Source organism: Glycomyces algeriensis, assembly GCF_027622855.1.
Lineage (GTDB): Bacteria > Actinomycetota > Actinomycetes > Mycobacteriales > Micromonosporaceae > Glycomyces > Glycomyces algeriensis.
On the sequence record NZ_JAPZVR010000006.1, the window covers coordinates 214,888 to 231,924 of the forward strand.

At 68.2% G+C, this 17,037-nt stretch carries 13 protein-coding genes; 12 read left to right on the forward strand and 1 reads right to left on the reverse strand.

The window, feature by feature from the left end; translation table 11 throughout:
- Positions 1 to 8: 8 nt before the first annotated feature.
- The 12 genes from O2L52_RS13590 to O2L52_RS13645 all read left to right on the forward strand — a co-directional run bounded on the left by O2L52_RS13590 (position 9) and on the right by O2L52_RS13645 (position 16,006).
- Complete coding sequence (locus O2L52_RS13590) at positions 9 to 299, forward strand: GNAT family N-acetyltransferase (protein WP_270116110.1); 291 nt, start codon at positions 9 to 11, stop codon at positions 297 to 299.
- A 155-nt stretch (positions 300 to 454) separates the two neighbouring features.
- Positions 455 to 961: a histidine phosphatase family protein gene (locus tag O2L52_RS13595; protein WP_270116111.1), complete on the forward strand. Its 507-nt coding sequence runs from the start codon at positions 455 to 457 to the stop codon at positions 959 to 961.
- Positions 962 to 1,053: 92 nt separating this feature from the next.
- Positions 1,054 to 3,075 (forward strand): HelD family protein, encoded by a 2,022-nt coding sequence (locus O2L52_RS13600; RefSeq protein ID WP_270116112.1) that lies wholly within the window; start codon positions 1,054 to 1,056, stop codon positions 3,073 to 3,075.
- A gap of 124 nt (positions 3,076 to 3,199) precedes the next feature.
- Positions 3,200 to 4,888 carry an ABC transporter family substrate-binding protein gene (locus tag O2L52_RS13605; protein WP_270116113.1) on the forward strand — a complete coding sequence of 563 codons (1,689 nt, stop codon included), beginning with the start codon at positions 3,200 to 3,202 and terminating at the stop codon, positions 4,886 to 4,888.
- A gap of 241 nt (positions 4,889 to 5,129) precedes the next feature.
- Positions 5,130 to 6,830 carry an ABC transporter substrate-binding protein gene (locus O2L52_RS13610; RefSeq protein WP_270116114.1) on the forward strand — a complete coding sequence of 567 codons (1,701 nt, stop codon included), beginning with the start codon at positions 5,130 to 5,132 and terminating at the stop codon, positions 6,828 to 6,830.
- 360 nt (positions 6,831 to 7,190) lie between these two features.
- Positions 7,191 to 8,888, forward strand: a complete 1,698-nt coding sequence (locus tag O2L52_RS13615; RefSeq protein ID WP_270116115.1) for an ABC transporter substrate-binding protein — start codon at positions 7,191 to 7,193, stop codon at positions 8,886 to 8,888.
- A 453-nt stretch (positions 8,889 to 9,341) separates the two neighbouring features.
- The gene (locus tag O2L52_RS13620) at positions 9,342 to 11,075 is read left to right on the forward strand and encodes an ABC transporter family substrate-binding protein (RefSeq protein ID WP_270116116.1); all 1,734 of its coding nucleotides are present in this window, start codon (positions 9,342 to 9,344) and stop codon (positions 11,073 to 11,075) included.
- A gap of 197 nt (positions 11,076 to 11,272) precedes the next feature.
- On the forward strand, positions 11,273 to 12,298 hold the full coding sequence (locus tag O2L52_RS13625; protein ID WP_270116117.1) for an ABC transporter permease: 1,026 nt from the start codon (positions 11,273 to 11,275) through the stop codon (positions 12,296 to 12,298).
- Entirely contained in the window at positions 12,291 to 13,202 is a 912-nt protein-coding gene (locus tag O2L52_RS13630) for an ABC transporter permease (protein ID WP_270116118.1), read from the forward strand. The genes O2L52_RS13625 and O2L52_RS13630 overlap by 8 nt, the downstream gene beginning before the upstream one ends.
- Positions 13,203 to 13,204: 2 nt before the next feature.
- A complete protein-coding gene (locus tag O2L52_RS13635) occupies positions 13,205 to 14,350 on the forward strand; it encodes an ABC transporter ATP-binding protein (RefSeq protein ID WP_270116119.1) in 1,146 nt (381 codons plus the stop codon).
- Positions 14,351 to 14,355: 5 nt separating this feature from the next.
- Positions 14,356 to 15,390: an ABC transporter ATP-binding protein gene (locus O2L52_RS13640; RefSeq protein WP_270116322.1), complete on the forward strand. Its 1,035-nt coding sequence runs from the start codon at positions 14,356 to 14,358 to the stop codon at positions 15,388 to 15,390.
- A gap of 103 nt (positions 15,391 to 15,493) precedes the next feature.
- A complete protein-coding gene (locus O2L52_RS13645; RefSeq protein ID WP_270116120.1) occupies positions 15,494 to 16,006 on the forward strand; it encodes a hypothetical protein in 513 nt (170 codons plus the stop codon).
- 304 nt (positions 16,007 to 16,310) lie between these two features.
- On the opposite strand, the gene O2L52_RS13650 is transcribed toward O2L52_RS13645, so the two are convergent.
- On the reverse strand, positions 16,311 to 16,724 hold the full coding sequence (locus O2L52_RS13650) for a hypothetical protein (protein ID WP_270116121.1): 414 nt from the start codon (positions 16,722 to 16,724) through the stop codon (positions 16,311 to 16,313).
- Positions 16,725 to 17,037 lie beyond the last annotated feature (313 nt).

Consider the following 17,037-nt stretch of genomic DNA (forward strand, 5'->3'; position numbering starts at 1 on the left):
TTGGCCGCATGGCGGATCTTTCTGTGGTCGAGAATGTCGACGAGCACCGGTACGAGCTGCGCGACGACGCCGGGACCGTGCTCGGCTACCTCGAATACCTCCCGCGCGAGGACTTCTTCGTGCTGCCCCACACCGAGGTCGACCGCTCGCTCCGCGGGCAGGGCTGGGGCGACCGGCTCGTGCGCCACGCCCTCGACGACCTGCGCGCCAAGGGCACCAAGGCCTACCCGACCTGCCCGTTCGTGGACCGCTGGATCCAGCGCCACGACGAGTACGAAGACCTCCGCTACCAGCCTTAGGGCCAGGCCCTAGACGGCACTGCCGCGGACTGTTCACCTCCGCTTCAACTACGGGTTCATCCACAGTTCACTTGTGGATGAAGCATCTTCAATATGCGTCTCCCGGTTGCCGAGCCCCGGCCCTCGTCCCGCCTCCGCGCGAACGGGGGCCGCTGATGCTGTCCGCGCTCATCCTCCTGCGCCACGTCGCCCTCCCCGCAGCCGAACCGGCCCCCCTCACCGACGCCGAGTCCCGCCGCGCCTGGGCCCTCGCCGACTTCCTGCAGCTCTACAACCCCACCGCACTCCTCAGCGGCCCCGCCCGCGCCTGCACCGACACCCTCGCCCCCCTCGCCAGCCGCCTCGACCTCCGCGTCACCGCGACCGACGACCTCAGCGCCGCCGCCCCCAAGCTCCCCGGCGCCCCCCACACCGCGGTCTGGCTGGCCGCCAAGGCACTGCGCACCCTCCCCGACCCCCGCCGCACCACCGTCGTCTGCGCCGAAGGCATCGTCCTCGCCGCCCTCCTCGTCGCCGTCGCCGCCTGCGACGGCCACGACCTCGCCGGCCACGACCTCACCCTCCCGCTCGACGGCCCCGACACCGCCCCGCCCGGCACCGGCTGGGTCCTCCACCGCGACGACGGCCGCCTCGTCGACGTCAAACCCCTCGCCGCCCGATAGCGCCGTAAATCAATTGCTCCCGCAGGTCAGGAGACAGTAGGCTCGACCGTTCGTCTGCTTCAATCCTGTACAAATCCACCGGGAGACAAGCCGTGTCCGAAAGCGAACTCCAAGCCGAACTCGAACACCACGAACACGCCCGCGCCCAAATGGCCGCCATGCGCGACCTCACCGAAGGCATCCACCGCATCTACTCCGGCGACTTCAACGAGTCCACCAAGAACCTCGGCCTCGGCGACGTCCGCTCCGACCACCTCTTCGGCTGGGCCATGGCCAACTACACCGTGCCCCGCCTCGCCGACCTCACCGACCGCGACATCGCCCTCTTCTTCGGCCGCATCTGGATGGACGACGGCGAGGACTTCCACATCGGCCGCCGCCACATCCGCGACGAGCACGGCGACCCCACCGTCCTCGACTGGCGCGCCCCGCTCTCCGAGCAGTACTACCGCGCCTCCGCCCACCACCGCCAGGACGTCGCCAAACGCCGCCGCTTCGGCTTCCAAGGCGCCCGCATCACCGGCTTCGAGGACGAGAACCTCCTCCTCGGCGAAGAAGTCGCCTCCGACATCCTCACCGAGGAGATCGAACGCCCCCGCACCGGCCCGATGCGCGACATCGTCGCCACCATCCAGCCCGAGCAGGACGAGCTCATCCGCCGCGAAGCCGCCGTCAACCTCTGCGTCCAAGGCGCCCCCGGCACCGGCAAGACCGCCGTCGGCCTCCACCGCGCCGCCTGGCTCCTCTACAACTACACCGAGAAGCTCGACAAGGCAGGCGTCCTCGTCGTCGGCCCCAACGAAGGCTTCCTCTCCTACATCTCCGGCGTCCTCCCCACCCTCGGCGAATCCTCCGTCTGGCAGGTCACCGTCCAGCAGCTCACCGGCGCCCACACCGCCCTCGCCGCCGACACCCACGAAGCCGCGCTCGTCAAGCACGACGCCCGCATGGCCCTCGTCTGCGAACGCGCCGTCTGGGGCCGCGTCGGCACCGCAGTCGACGGCGGCGTCACCCCCGACGACGGCCTCCTCATCGCCGACGGCGGCTGGCGCTGGCGGCTCGGCCAGCGCTACCTGGACGAGGCGATCAGCAACGCCCGCAAGCACACCCGCACGTACTCGGCTGGGCGCGCGGCCGTGGAGGACGCGATCGTGCAGGGCGCCCGCCGCCAGGCCGAGATCCGCTCCGGCCACTCCCCGGACGGCAAATGGGCGACGAAACTCAAGCGCACCGACTCGGTGCGGGCGTTCATGGAGGCGGTGTGGCCGAAGCTCAACACCAAGACCGTGATGAAGCAGCTCTACGGCGACGCGGCCTTCCGCGCCGACGCCACCCGCGGCATCCTCACCGAGGACGAGGCGGCCCTCCTCGCCGGGAAGCCCGCGAAGCCGACCCCGGGCGACCTGCTCATCTTCGACGAGATCGAGTCGCACCTGAAGATCCGGGAGCCCTCGGAGTCCTTCGGCCACATCGTGATCGACGAGGCTCAGGACCTCTCGCCGATGCAGTGCCGGGTGATCGCCCGCCGCTCCGGCAAGGGCTCGGTCACCGTGCTCGGCGACCTCGCCCAGGGCACCACCCCCTGGGCCGCCTCGTCCTGGCACGACCAGATGCGCCACCTCGGCAAGGAGCAGGTCGAGCACACGGAGCTGACGACCGGCTTCCGCGTCCCGGCGGTGATCATCGCGCTCGCCAACCGGGTCCTGCCGCACCTCGGGGTGGACGTCGCTCCCGCCCGCTCGATCCGCTCCGACGGCTCGCTCGACACGGTGGCGACCGCCGACCTCGAAGCGGGCGTGCGGGACGCGGTCGAAAGGGCCCTCGCGGAGGAGGGCCTGGTCGGCGTCATCGCCGCCGATGAGCGCGCCGCCGCACTGCGGCCCCTGCTGGAGGGCACCGAGCGGGTCGAGCTCGTCGCCGCGAGCCTCGCGAAGGGCCTCGAGTACGACCACGTCGTGGTGGTCGAACCGGCCGAGATCATCGAGGCACCTGCGACGGGTGGGGCCACGATCGAGGGCGTCGGCCTGCGGCACCTCTATGTCGCATTGACTCGGGCCGTCTCGCGGCTCACCGTCGTCCACTCGCGAGCGCTGCCGCCCGAGATGGAGGCGTGAGGCTCCGCCACCTCAGGTTGTTTGTCCGAAACTTCCCGAAACCGGCCCTTCCAGGTGTAACGATGATCCAATTGCGGGCTTTTTGCAGCCCACAGTGGATCCACACACACGGGGGAGTGGTCATATGCGACCTGCACAAGCGAGGGCCAGCGCCCTCGCCGGAGCGGCGGTGCTCGCCGCCGCGGCGCTCGGCGCCTGCGGCGGCGGCAGCGATTCGGGAGGCGGCGACACCGACGTGACCTGGGCGGTCAGCTCGGGCTGGGAGTCGTGGAACGAGAACACGGCCGACGGCAACACCTCATACCTGCACCAGGCCCTGTCTCCGGGGACGACGGCGCTCGGCGACTTCGACCAGGACGCCCAGTGGGTGTTCAACGACGCGCTCCTCGCGAAGGCCCCGGAGCTCACCTCCGAGTCGCCGATGACGGTGGCGTACACGCTCAACGAGAACGCCCAGTGGTCCGACGGCGACCCCTTCGACGTGGACGACTTCATCTACATCTGGCACCAGATGTCAGGCAAGGCCGAGCACTGCGACCAGACCCAGTGCCTCCCCGCCTCCACCGACTGGGGCGCGAACGTCGCCTCGATCGAGCAGGAGGGCGACGTCGTCACCATGACCTATGTGGACGGCTACCTGGACCCCGAGTGGCAGTACTTCCAGACGCCGATGTACCCGGCCCACATCGCCGAGGCCAACGGCTTCCCGGACTGGGCCACCGACCCGGCCCAGATGGGCGGCAGCGCCACCTGGTTCACCCAGAACGCGCCGACCTGGTCGACCGGGCCGTACAAGCCGGTCGACGCGTCCCCGGGCGAGTTCGTCGCGTTCGAGCCGAACGAGAACTACCAGGGCTCGACCAAGCCGGGCCTGGACAAGCTGACGATGAAGGTCGTCGAGGGCACCGAGGCGATCATCACCGAGCTGCGGCAGGGCTCGATCGACGGCGCGTGGCCCTCGGAGTTCAGCCAGGAGGAGCTCGACAAGGTCGCCGACGACGAGGCGGTGACCACCGAGGTCTACGAGGGCTCGATCTGGCTCCACATCGACACGAACATGAACAACACGTTTCTGGCCGACCAGGCGCTGCGCCAGGCGGTGTTCACGGCGATCGACAACAAGGACATCATCGCGAAGGCCTACCCGGACACCGAGGTGGAGCCCCGGCTGAACCACTTCTTCAACCAGCAGTCGGAGTTCTTCGTGGACGCGCTCGGCGCGACCGACCCGTTGCAGGGCAGTGGCGACGAGGCCGCGGCCAATGAGGCGCTGGAGGCCGCGGGCTACACCACCGGCGACACGCTGATGACACCCGAGGGCGAGCCGGTCACGCTGAACTTCCGGTACGGCGAGGGCGATGCGACCCGCACGCTGGCCGGTGAGCTCGTGCAGTCCTATCTGGCGGAGATCGGCATCGACGTGAAGCTGGAGGCGATCCCCGACGGGCAGCTCGGCACGGTGCTCTCCGAGGGCGACTTCGACCTGGTCATCTTCGGCTGGTCGGGCACGCCCGCGTTCACGACCGCGCCGCAGCAGTACTTCGGTTCGGACTCGTCGTCGAACTTCGGCCAGTTCCGGCTCGACGGCCTGGACGAGGCGATCGCGAAGGTGCGCTCGACCACTGACATCGCCGAGGCCGCGCAGTTCGCGAACGACGTCGAGGCGATGGTCGTGCCGCAGGCGTTCACGCTGCCGGTCTTCGACGAGCCGCAGTCGACCGTGTACCTCAACGGGGCCCTCGCCGGGATCGTCGCCAACGGCAACAGCCAGGCGGGCCCGATGTGGAACATCCAGGAGTGGAAGCCCGCGTAGCGCGCGGATGCGAGTGCGGGGGCGGCCTGAACGGGCCGCCCCCGTCGCGTATCGGGGAGGTAACAATGCTCAGGCAACTTCGTACCGATGCGTGGCCTTCGCCCGTGATACATGGCACTGTGGCACCCAGCACTGCCGAGCGGCCGCCTGGCCCCTCCGCGACCCCCGTGACGGCGACGAAGCCCCCAGCGGCGCATCAGGCGAACCCCCTCGGCCGGACACCCTATGGAGGAGAACACTCATGGCTCTGACTCGTAGAGCATTCGGCGGCCTCACGATCGGCGGTTCCTCCGCTCTCATGCTGGCCGCATGCGGCGGCAACGACGGGGACGGCGGCAGCGAAGGCGGCGGCGAACTCGTCTGGGCGGTCTCGTCCGGCTGGTCGGCCTGGAACCAGAACACCGGTACCGGCAACGCCTCCGCCACGAACATCGCCACCGCCCCGATGAACCCGGTCGGCCAGCTCGGCTACGACTGGGACCCCGAGGGCAACGTCTTCTACGACGACGCGCTCTTCGAGGGCGAGCCGGAGCTGGTCTCCGAGGCGCCGATGCAGGTCCAGCTCACCCTGAAAGAGGGAGCCCAGTGGTCGGACGGCAAGCCGGTCCGCCTGGAGGACTTCATCTTCCAGTGGTACTCCACCTCCGGCGACCCGCTGCACGCCAACCAGGAGAAGGCGCTGCCCGCCGGCACCGCCATGGCGAACGTCGCGAGCATCGAGGAGCCCGAGCCGGGCAAGATCCTCATCTCCTACAAGGAAGGCACGACCGACCCCGAGTGGATCTTCACCGGCGGCGTCTACCTCCCGAGCCACGTGGCCGAGGCGAACGGCTTCGCCGACTGGGCGACCAACCCCGAGACCATGGGCGACGCGATCAACTTCTTCAACGACGACCTGTGGGACGTCGTGGTCGGCGCTTACAAGCCGGTCGAGTGGAAGGTCGGCGAGTACGTCATCTACGAGCCCAACGACAAGTTCCAGGGCTCGGCGAAGGCCTCGTACGACAAGCTCACCCTGCAGGCCATCGAAGGCATCGAAGCGCAGGTGACGGAGCTCCGTCAGGGCACCATCGCGGGCTGCTGGCCCAACGACTTCAGCTCCGAGGAGCTGCAGAAGCTCGACGACCAGCCCGAGCTGAAGTACGTGACCTACGCGGGCGCGACCTGGTCGCACTTCGACATGAACGTCAACAACTCGTTCCTCAAGGACGTGGCGCTGCGCCAGGCGGTGTTCACCGCCATCGACATCGAGGAGATCAAGTCGCGGGCCTTCCCCGGGACCGAGGCCCCGTGGCTGGGCAATCACTTCTTCACCGAGGAAAGCCCGTACTACGTGGACTACACGGGCCCGGCCAACTACGGCAAGGGCGACCTCGACGCGGCCAAGACGATCCTCACCGGCGCCGGCTACACCGTGAACGGCGACGGCAAGCTTGTGAACTCGGAGGGCGAGCAGGTGCTGTTCAACTTCCGCTTCGCCTCCTCGAACGAGATCCGCAAGCTCACCGGCGAGATCATTCAGGCCCAGCTCGTCGAGCTCGGCATCGACCTGGAGCTCAAGGGCTTCGGCGACGACGAGCTCTCCACGACCCTCTCCGAGGGAGACTTCGACCTGGTCGTCTACTCGTGGGTGGCGAACCCGTCGTTCACCACCTCGCCCGACCAGTACTTCTCGCCGGACTCGGACTCGAACCACGGCAGCTACGACGACCCGGTCATCAACGAGCTGCTGCCGCAGGTCCGCGGGACCCTGGACCTCGACGTGGCCGCCGAGGTCGCCAACCAGATCAGCGCCCAGGCGGTCGCGCAGGCGTACACCCTGCCGCTGTACAACAGCCCCATGGCGATCTTCTGGAACACCGAGATGATCGAGGGCGTCGAGGTGAACGGGGCCAGCCAGGCCTCGGCACTGTGGAACGTCCGCGAGTGGAAGCGTCCTTAATCCGACCCTCTAGTACCACATTCCGGGATGGGCGGCCGCTCGAAGCCGTATTGGATTCGCCACCATCCGTCCCGTTAATTCAGTGAATTCCCCCGTGGGGCCGATGCCACATCGGCCCCACGGTCCATGTCGGGCACCGGCTTCGCGGCGCAAAGTCACGAATACATCACGAATAAACTCCAGTTGGGGCCGCGCCCATGTCAATCCCCTCACGTCTGTGCAAGTGTTTGTCACAACATCGCCGAGGGCGCCTCTGACGCCTTCCCCCAACCCGATCCCCTCGGGGATCGGGAATCCGGACGCGAGGCATCGGCGCCTTCGCGAAGGCCCCTCGGCATCGATACCTGGAGGAGAACACTCATGGCTCTGACCCGTAGAGCTCTCGGCGGCCTGACCATCGGCGGTACGGCCGCCTTCACCCTCGCCGCCTGCGGCGGCAACGAAGGCAACGGCGGCTCCGGTTCCAAGGAGCTCATCTGGGCGATCCCCTCGGCGTGGGAGTCCTGGAACGAGAACACCGGCGCGGGCAACAACTCGTACGGCCACCAGGCCATGTTCCCGAAGACCTTCGGCCTCGACGGCAACTCCTCGGGCGACTTCGACGAGAACGGCGACTTCCACCTCAACGACGCCGTCTTCGCCGACGCCAAGGTGATCAACGAGGCCCCGTTCCAGGTGGAGTACACCCTCCAGGAGAACGCGCAGTGGTCGGACGGCGAGCCGATCCGCGTGGAGGACTTCATCTTCCAGTGGTACAGCATCTCCGGCAACCCGGAGCACGCCAACCAGGAGCAGGCCCAGCCGGCCTCCACCACCTACGGCTCCAAGATCGCCTCCATCGAGGCCTCTGACGCCGGCGTGGTCGTGACCTTCGTCGAGGGCCACCTCGACCCCGAGTGGCTGTACAGCCCCACCGTGTACCTGCCCTCGCACGTCCTCGAGGCCGAGGGCTTCGCCGACTGGCAGACCGACCCGGCCGTCATGGGCAACGCCATCGAGTGGTCCGAGGCCAACCTCATCGACGTCGTGACCGGCCCCTGGAAGCCCGTCGACTCGAAGATGGGCGAGTACGTCGTCTACGAGATCAACGACAAGTACCAGGGTTCCGTGAAGCCCACCGTCGAGAAGCTCACCATGCGCGTGGTCGAGGGCACCGAGGCGATCGTGACCGAGCTCCGCCAGGGCACCATCGCCGGCGCGTGGCCGAGCGAGTTCATGCAGGAGGAGTTCGCCAAGGTCGCCGACGACCCGAACCTGGAGCAGGCCGTCTACGAGGGCGGTGTCTGGATCCACCTCGACACCAACGTCCTCTCGGAGTTCCTGAAGGACCAGGCCCTGCGCCAGGCCGTCTTCACGGCCGTCAACGTGGCCGACTCGATCGAGCGCATCTTCCCGGAGACTGAGGTCTCCCAGCGCCTCAACCACTTCTTCGGCCAGAAGAGCGACTACTTCGTCGACCTCCTGACCGAGACCGGCCAGGGCTCTGGCGACGTCGTGAAGGCCGCCGAGATCCTGACGACCGCCGGCTACACTGGTGCAGCCGAGGGCGAGACGCTGAAGACCCCGGAGGGCAAGGACGTCAAGCTCGTCATCCGCTACGGCGAAGGCGACGCGGCCCGCACCACCATCGCCGAGCTCGCGCAGGCGCAGCTGGCGAAGATCGGCATCGCGCTCGAGCTCAAGGCCATCCCCGACGGCGAGCTCGGCACCGTCCTCTCCGAGAGCGACTTCGACCTGGTCGTCTTCGGCTGGTCCGGCAGCCCGACCTTCGGCTCGGCCCCCGGCCAGTACTTCCTGACCGACGTCGCCTACGGCAACTACTCGTTCCCCGAGGTCGACGAGGCCATCGCCAAGGTGCAGAGCACGATCGACGTCGCGGAGTCCGCGGCCTTCGCCAACGAGGTCGAGGCCATCGTGGTCCCGCTCGCGCTGACCCTCCCGTTCTACGACGAGCCCCAGGGCATCGTGTGGAACCCGAGCGTCATCGACGGCATCAAGGCCAACGGCAACTCGCAGGCCGGCCCGATCTTCAACGTCGTCGAGTGGAAGAACGCGTAAGCGCTCGTTGATGTGAGCGGCGGGGCCCCCGGGCCTCGCCGCTTCCCGCTTTCAATGACCGTGTTTCGGCCGTGTCGCCCGCACGTGAACGGCCGCCGACACCCCTCGCGAACCCCTCGCCGCAACCGGCCGCACCGCAGCGGCCGCCCCGCCGCCCTCGGCGGGGAATGCGGATCCCGCTGTGATCCGGCGATGCCTGCGACGCATGAGTTCATGCAGGCAGACAGTGAATTTTCACTTATCGCCGCCATTCAGGGAATGAACGTCACGGGAACATAACGAACGAAACTCATCTCGTGTTCGGTTGTCCGAAACCCGGGATTCCCGTGGAAGGCTGTACCTCGCGTCACTGACCGCCGCCGATCCGAACAGGAGTCCGGCGGCCGGCCCGGAGCCACCGAACCCACCACGGTGCCCCCCGCCTGTCAGTGGCGCAAACCTTCGAGAGGAACCATGAAGCGACACCACACGGCGGCCGTCGCCGCCCTCGCCTGCACCGCCCTGGTGCTGGCCGGTTGCGGACAGGACGGCGAGTCCGACTCGGCCAGCCTCGAGGCCTGCCTCACCGACCCCGCCGGCTGCAACTCCGGCGAACGGGCCGACGGCGGCGAAGTCACCTGGGCCCTCGACGGCTCGTGGGGCACCTGGAACCAGAACACCTCCGAAGGCAACAACGCGTACGTGAGCGCCGCGCTCGTCGGCATGTGGCCCTACACCGGCCAGTTCGACCCCGGCGGCGAGTACCTCTTCAACGAGGGCATCCTCGCCTCCGCCCCGGAACTCGTCAAAGAGGACCCGGTCACCGTCGAGTACACCCTCCAGGACGGCGCGAACTGGGGCGACGGCACCGACATCACCGTCGACGACTTCATCTACCACTGGTACGCCACCTCCGGCGACGAGTCGCGCTGCGAGGGCTGCGACCCCGCCAACATCACCCGCGGCTCCCAGGTCGAGTCCATCACCGGCGACGGCGCCCAGGTCACCGTGACCTACAAGGACACCTACCACTCCGCGGAATGGCAGTACGAGGAGATCCTCTCCTCGCCCGCCCACGTCGCCGAGGCCGAGGGCTTCGACTGGCAGAACGACCCCGCGGACATGAAGGCCGCCGAGGACTTCTTCTCGACCACGGTCCCCACCTGGTCCACCGGGCCCTTCAAGATCGACGACGCCAAGGTCGGCGAGCACGTCATCTACGTGCCGAACGACGACTGGGCCGGCGAGACCGAGGTGACCCTCGACAAGGTCACCTTCCGCGTCATCGACGGCCTGGAGAACATCGTCACCGCCCTGCGCAACGGCGAGATCGACGGCGCCTCCCCGTTCTCGGTCACCGCCGAGACCATCACGCAGCTCCAAGGCGCGGAAGGCCTCGAGTACGCGGTCGCGGGCGGGCCCTCCTTCGAGCACATCGACCTGAACACGAAGAACGAGTTCCTCGAGGACCCGGTGCTGCGCCAGGCGATCTTCACCGCGATCGACATCGAGAACATCATCGCGCGCACCTACGCGTACGTGCAGTCCGACATCGAGCGCAAGGGCAACCACCTCTTCCGCAACGGCTCGGACTACTACACGGACTACCTCTCGGCCACCGGCCAGGGCACCGGCGACGTCGAACTCGCCTACGACCTGCTCGAAGAGGCCGGCTACGAACTCGACGCCGGCGTGCTGCGCGACCCCGACGGCAAGGCCGTCGAGCTCGACTTCCGCTACTCCGAGTCCAAGGAGAACCGCCGCATCACCGGCGAGCTCGTCCAGGCCAACCTCGCCGACCTCGGCATCAAGGTCGAACTGGAGTCCATCCCCGACGCCGACCTCGGCACGGTCCTCGGCGAAGGCGACTTCGACATGATCGACTTCGGCTGGAGCTCCGAGCCCACATTCGTCGCCGCCGCCTCCCAGTACTGGGAGACCGGTTCGGGTTCGAACTTCGGCGCGCTCTCCGACCCCGACCTCGACGCGCTCATCGCCGAGGTCAACGGCACCCTCGACATCGACGAGGCCGCCGTGCGCGCCAACGCCGCCGTCGAGCAGGTCGTCCAGAACGCCTACTCGCTGCCTATCGTGGACACACCGGTCGCGGTCATGGTCTCCGATAGGTTGGTCAACGTCCGCGACAATTGGGCGTCGCAGCAGCGAGCCGCGTACAACATTGCAGAGTGGGGCGTGGCCGCTGAGTGATCGCGAAGAGGGACCCGAGCGGCGCCGCAGGCGCACCGCGAACCGGGAGTAGTGAATTTGGAAAGAGTGCCAGGGGCTCACGGACCCGGCTGCAGTTCGGAGAGTCAGTGAGCCAGAGGAGAGGCCGCGTCGCTGCGCGGCCGGGCCGGTCGGCAGGCGAACCGGTCCACCACCAGAGAAACCGTTAACGAGGCATTATGGTTGTATTCATAATCCGGCGCACCCTGCTGATGATCCCGGTGCTGCTGGGAGCCACTATCTTGTGCTTTGTCCTGGTCGACGCTGTCAACGACCCCGTCCAGGACATGGTGTTCGAGATCCAGCAGTCCACCGGCGAGCCGGTGCCGCAGTCGACCGTCGACGCGCTCGAGGCGTCGCTCTACTACGACCGGTCCATCCCCGAGCGCTACTGGCTCTGGCTCACCGGCATCGGTGACACCAACGGCGACATCGGCCTCCTCAAGGGCGAATGGGGCCCCTCCATCGAGGGCTCCGCGATGGACATCGGCTACGAGATCTCCACCCGCTTCTGGATCACCCTCCGGCTGGTCCTGTTCGCGACCCTCGCGTCCATCGGCCTCGCCATTCTCTCCGGTGTCGTCAGCGCGGTCAAGCAGTATTCGCGCACCGACTACACCCTGACGTTCCTGGGCTTCCTGTTCCTGGCCATGCCGGTCTTCTGGCTCGGCTCGCTGTTCAAGGAAGGCGCGGTGCAGCTGAACAAGCTCCTCGGCTCCACGATCTTCCAGACCTACGGCTCCGGCTCCACCGGCTTCCAGGGGAACGGGTGGGAGGTCTTCCTCAACTCGATCCCCTACCTCATCGTGCCGACCCTGGTGCTCATGCTCGGCGGCTACGCCGCGATCTCGCGGTACCAGCGCGCCTCCATGCTCGAGGTCATGAACTCCGACTACGTGCGGCTCGCCCGCGCCAAGGGCGTGCGCAACCGCACGGTCATGCGCCGGCACGCCCTGCGGACCGCGCTCATCCCGGTCGCGACCTTCGCGCCCCTCGCCCTCTCCGGCGCGATGGGCGGCGCCATGGTCACCGAGAGCATCTTCGGCTGGCGCGGCCTGGGCGTGTACTCCCTGGACGCCATCCGGGCCGGCGACACGTTCGTCGTCATGGCCTACGTGCTCATCTCAGGTCTCGTCGTCCTCGTCGGCGTCCTGATCTCCGACATCCTGTACGGCGTGCTCGACCCGAGGATCCGCTATGAGTAACACTGCATCGCCCCGCCTCGACGCCGAGGCGCTCACCAGCAAGGAACGCGGCCAGTGGGAGATGGTGGGCCGCCGCTTCTTCCGCCACCGTGCCGCCGTGGTCAGCCTCGTCATCTTCCTGCTGATCGTGCTGTTCGCGTACCTCGGCCCGTTCCTGTGGAAATGGGACTACAAGATCCACTCGGAGATCCCCTCGTGGGCCGCCCCGAGCCTGGAGCACCCGTTCGGCACCGACAAGGCCGGGCGCGACATGCTCGGCGCGATGATGCAGGCGACCAAGCAGTCGCTCAACGTCTCGCTCGTCGTGGCCATCGGCTCCACGGTGCTCGGCGCGCTCTACGGCGCCGTCGCCGGCTTCTACCGCGGCTGGGTCGACTCGGTCATGATGCGCTTCCTCGACATCATGTTCGTGATCCCGTTCCTGGTCATCACCGGTGCGATCGCCGGCGCCATCGACTCCAGCGTCCGCTGGTACCACATGGCGTTCATCCTCGCGATCTTCGGTTGGACCTCGATCGCCCGCGCCGTGCGCGCCGAAGTGCTCTCATTGAGGGAGAAGGAGTTCATCGAGGCCGCCCGCTCCGCGGGGGGCTCGGACTGGCACATCATCGTGAAGCACCTGATCCCGAACACGATGAGCGTCATCATCGTGTCGGTGACGCTGCAGATCGCCTTCGCCATCCTGTCGGAGACGACCCTGTCCTTCCTCGGTCTGGGCATCCAGAGCCCCGACACGTCGCTGGGCCTCCTCATCGAGGCGGCGGGCGCGTCGGCGTTCAACGAGCACTGGTACCTGTTCTACATCCCGGGTCTCATGATCATTCTCATCGCGCTCACCATCAACTTCATCGGTGACGGCCTGCGCGACGCCATGGACCCGCGGCAGACGATGGTGAGGCGATAGCGATGTCGAACATCTCAGTGAGCACCAACGGCGCCAAGCGCTCCACCGGCACCAAGGGCGACGTCGTCCTGGAGGTGAACGACCTCAACGTGTCGTTCCCGACCGACGACGGACTCGTGCACGCCGTCCGCGGCGTCACCTACGAGCTGCGCCGCGGCCAGAGCCTCGGCATCGTCGGCGAGTCCGGCTCCGGCAAGTCGGTGACCTCCATGGCGATCATGGGCCTCCTGCCCAAGACCGCCCAGATCACCGGCTCCGCCCGGCTCGAGGGCGACGAGCTCCTCGGCCTCGGCGACGCCGAGCTCTCCCGCATCCGCGGCAAGAAGATCTCCATGATCTTCCAGGACCCGCTGACCAGCCTCAACCCGGTCTACACGGTCGGCTTCCAGCTGGCCGAGGCCGTCCGCGTCCACTACCCGGACGTGAGCAAGTCCGAGGCCCGCACCCGCTGCATCGACCTGCTCGACTCGGTCGGCATCCCGAACCCGCAGCAGCGGGTCGACGCCTACCCGCACGAGCTCTCCGGCGGCATGCGCCAGCGCGTGGTCATCGCCATCGCCATGGCGAACAACCCGGACGTGATCATCGCCGACGAGCCCACCACGGCCCTCGACGTCACGGTCCAGGCCCAGGTCCTCGAGGCCCTGGAGAAGGCCCGCGAAGAGGTCAACGCCGCGCTCATCCTCATCACCCACGACCTCGGGGTCATCGCCGGGCACACCGACGACGTCCTCGTCATGTACGCGGGCAAGCCGGTCGAGCAGGGCACCGTCGACGAGATCTTCTACGAGCCGCGCATGCCCTACACGCTGGGCCTGATCGGTTCGCTCCCGCGCATGGACGAGGACCGCAACCAGCGGCTCACCCCCGTCCACGGGACGCCGCCGTCCATGCTCAACCTGCCGCCGGGCTGCCCGTTCCGCCCGCGCTGCCCGATGCACCAGGACATCTGCGCGGAGGTCGAGCCGGACCTCATGCCGATCGGCCCGACCGGGCACGTCTCGGCCTGCCACTTCTCGGACCAGCTCGAGGGCAAGGCCCCCGACGACGTGTTCGCGGCCGTGGCCACCGACCTGTCGGTCGAAGCCGAGGTCGAAGCCGCCGAGGCCGAGGCCGCGGCGCTGCACGCTCAGGAGGAGGAGAAGTGAACGCCATGCTCGACACTCCGCAGACCGCGGCGAACCCCGTCATCGCCGGGAGGAACCTGGTCAAGGAGTTCCCCGTGCGCGCCAAGGGGATCCTCCGGCGCAAGGTCGGCGCGGTCCACGCCGTCTCGGGCGTGAGCCTGGAGATCGGCCAGACCGAGACGCTCGCGCTCGTCGGCGAGTCCGGCTGCGGCAAGTCCACGACCGCGCGGCTGATGATGAACCTGATCCCGCCGACGTCGGGCGAGATCCTCTACGAGGGCCGCGACCTGACGAAGCTCTCGCGCAACCAGATGCGGCCGATCCGCCGGGACCTCCAGCTGGTGTTCCAGGACCCGATGGCCTCGCTGGACCCGCGCATGACGGTCTTCGAGATCATCGCCGAGCCGCTGCGCGTGCACAACCTGTTCAAGAACGGCGGCCGCGACCGGGTCAACAGCCTGATCGAGATCGTCGGCCTGAACCCGGAGCACCGCAACCGGTACCCGCACGAGTTCTCCGGCGGTCAGCGCCAGCGCATCGGCATCGCCCGCGCGCTCGCCCTGCAGCCGCGCGTGCTCATGCTCGACGAGCCGGTGTCGGCGCTCGACGTGTCGATCCAGGCGGGCGTCATCAACCTGCTGGAGGACCTGCAGGACGAACTGGGGCTGTCGTACCTGTTCGTCTCGCACGACCTCTCGGTGGTGCGGCACATCGCCGACAAGGTCGCGGTCATGTACCTCGGCAAGATCGTCGAGGAGGGGACGACCGACCAGCTCTTCGCCGGTCCGGCCCACCCGTACACGCAGGCCCTCATGTCGGCGATCCCGCTGCCGGACCCGCGCAAGGAGCGGACCCGGGAGCGCATCGTCCTCCAGGGCGACGTGCCGAGCCCGTCCAACCCGCCCTCGGGCTGCCGCTTCCGCACCCGCTGCCCGCTGTTCAAGGAGCTCGATGAGTCGCAGCAGGCCAAGTGCATCGACGTCGAGCCGCTCCTGCGGTCCGACCACGCGGGCCTGACCCGCGCGGCCTGCCACTACGCGGAGCCGAAGCAGCTCGTCTAGCGGACGCTGCACGGGGCCGTCCCACCTTCGCGGTGGGGCGGCCCCGTCTCTTTCTCCGTCATCGGTTCACACGCCGCCGCGCGCCAGTGCGAGACTTCTGGCCATGACCGCCGCCAAAGCCACCGTCACCGCCCTGCTCGCCGAACTCGGCGACCGGTGGGAGACCCGCGAGAAGATCACCGCCGCCCGGGAGCGCCTCACCGCGGACCTCCCCGGCTGGAAGGTCCCGGCCGCCTACGGGCTCGGGATCTACGACGTCTCGGGCGAGCTCGTCTTCGGCCACAAGAACGCCGGCGACCACGCGCTCCCGGCGGCCGTCATGGCCACGGTGCTCGGGCATTCGGGGGGTTCGGAGTCGTACGACATCGACGCCGCGACCCTGCAGCAGGCGATCCGCCTCCTCGAACCGGCCGGGGCCTGCCGGGACTACGACCACCCGAACCTGGCGGACTGGAAGCGGGTCCTCAAGATGCTCAGGAGCGACCGGCAGATCGACGTGAAGATGGTGTTCGTCGCCGACTTCGACGACTGGCGCGACAACGACGACGTCGACGACCTCTGCGAGGCCGTCTACTACGCCAAGGCCGCCGGGAACGCGAAACCGGACCGCGGCTGAGACACCCGCGGTCCGGCGTCCGCATTCAGGGTCTGGTCGCCGGCTCCTCGGACCCGACCGGCCCCGCCGCGGCGGGAGCAGCCCAGACCGCCCCGATCGCCGGAGCTGCGGCCGCATCGGCCAGAACTCGTCGCATTCGACCACCTCGTTGCAGGACGACAATGCCGCTTCATCCTTGCCCCCGAACGAGGTCCGCATCGGCCGATCGCCCGCCCTGCCGGAAGCCCGATACCCACGCGAAAGCGGCCCCGCACCCGGCGGGGCCGCCCTTCCTCAACCGCCTGGAGGCGGCCCTTGCTCCGGGTCAGACCCGGGTCGTCCACCAGTCGGAGTAGTCCCAGCCGGAGGCGGAGTCCCACCCGAGGGACCACTTGATGTCGTGACCTTCAGGGAGGTCCTTGTTGCAGACGGCCCACGCCTTGGCCTGGCCGAGCGTGTTGATGCACTCTCCCGAGCGGTCGCCGTCGAGGTCGTACCAGCGGAGTTTGACACCGTAGCCGTTGGCCGCGTTGTCCTTGATCCAGAAGATGTCCCCATCGGGCTCCACGCAGCCGTCGACCTGAGGGAGGTAGCGGCGGTCGGTACAGTCGCCGTTCCAGTCGGCGTCGACGGCGTAGTTCTTCTCGGTCGCGGCCGCGGCAGGGGAGGCGGTCCCCAGCACGGCGAGGAGTGAAACGGCGAGCGCTGCCAGGACAGCGGCGATCCGCTTTCGCATCATTGCGTTTCCTTTCTGACTAAGGCTCCCACTCCACGCTTCTACGGAGCGGGTTGTCGTAGTCACGCTGCGCTGCAGAGGGATCCGTGCCAAACGACGATGCCGCACTGTGGACGTGCCGAGGCGTGGGTGTGGTTGCGTTCGTCACTGAGATTTTTGGGAACGATCCCAAGGGGATGAGGAGGGCGGCGCGTGGGGTCCGGATGCGCCTGCCTGGTTTGACCGGGATCCGGGTTCAAGCGGGCAGCGACGGAGTGGTGGGGGACCCGCTCTGACTGCGGCCCTCGGCCTCCGATGGCCCGGCCTCAAAGCGGCG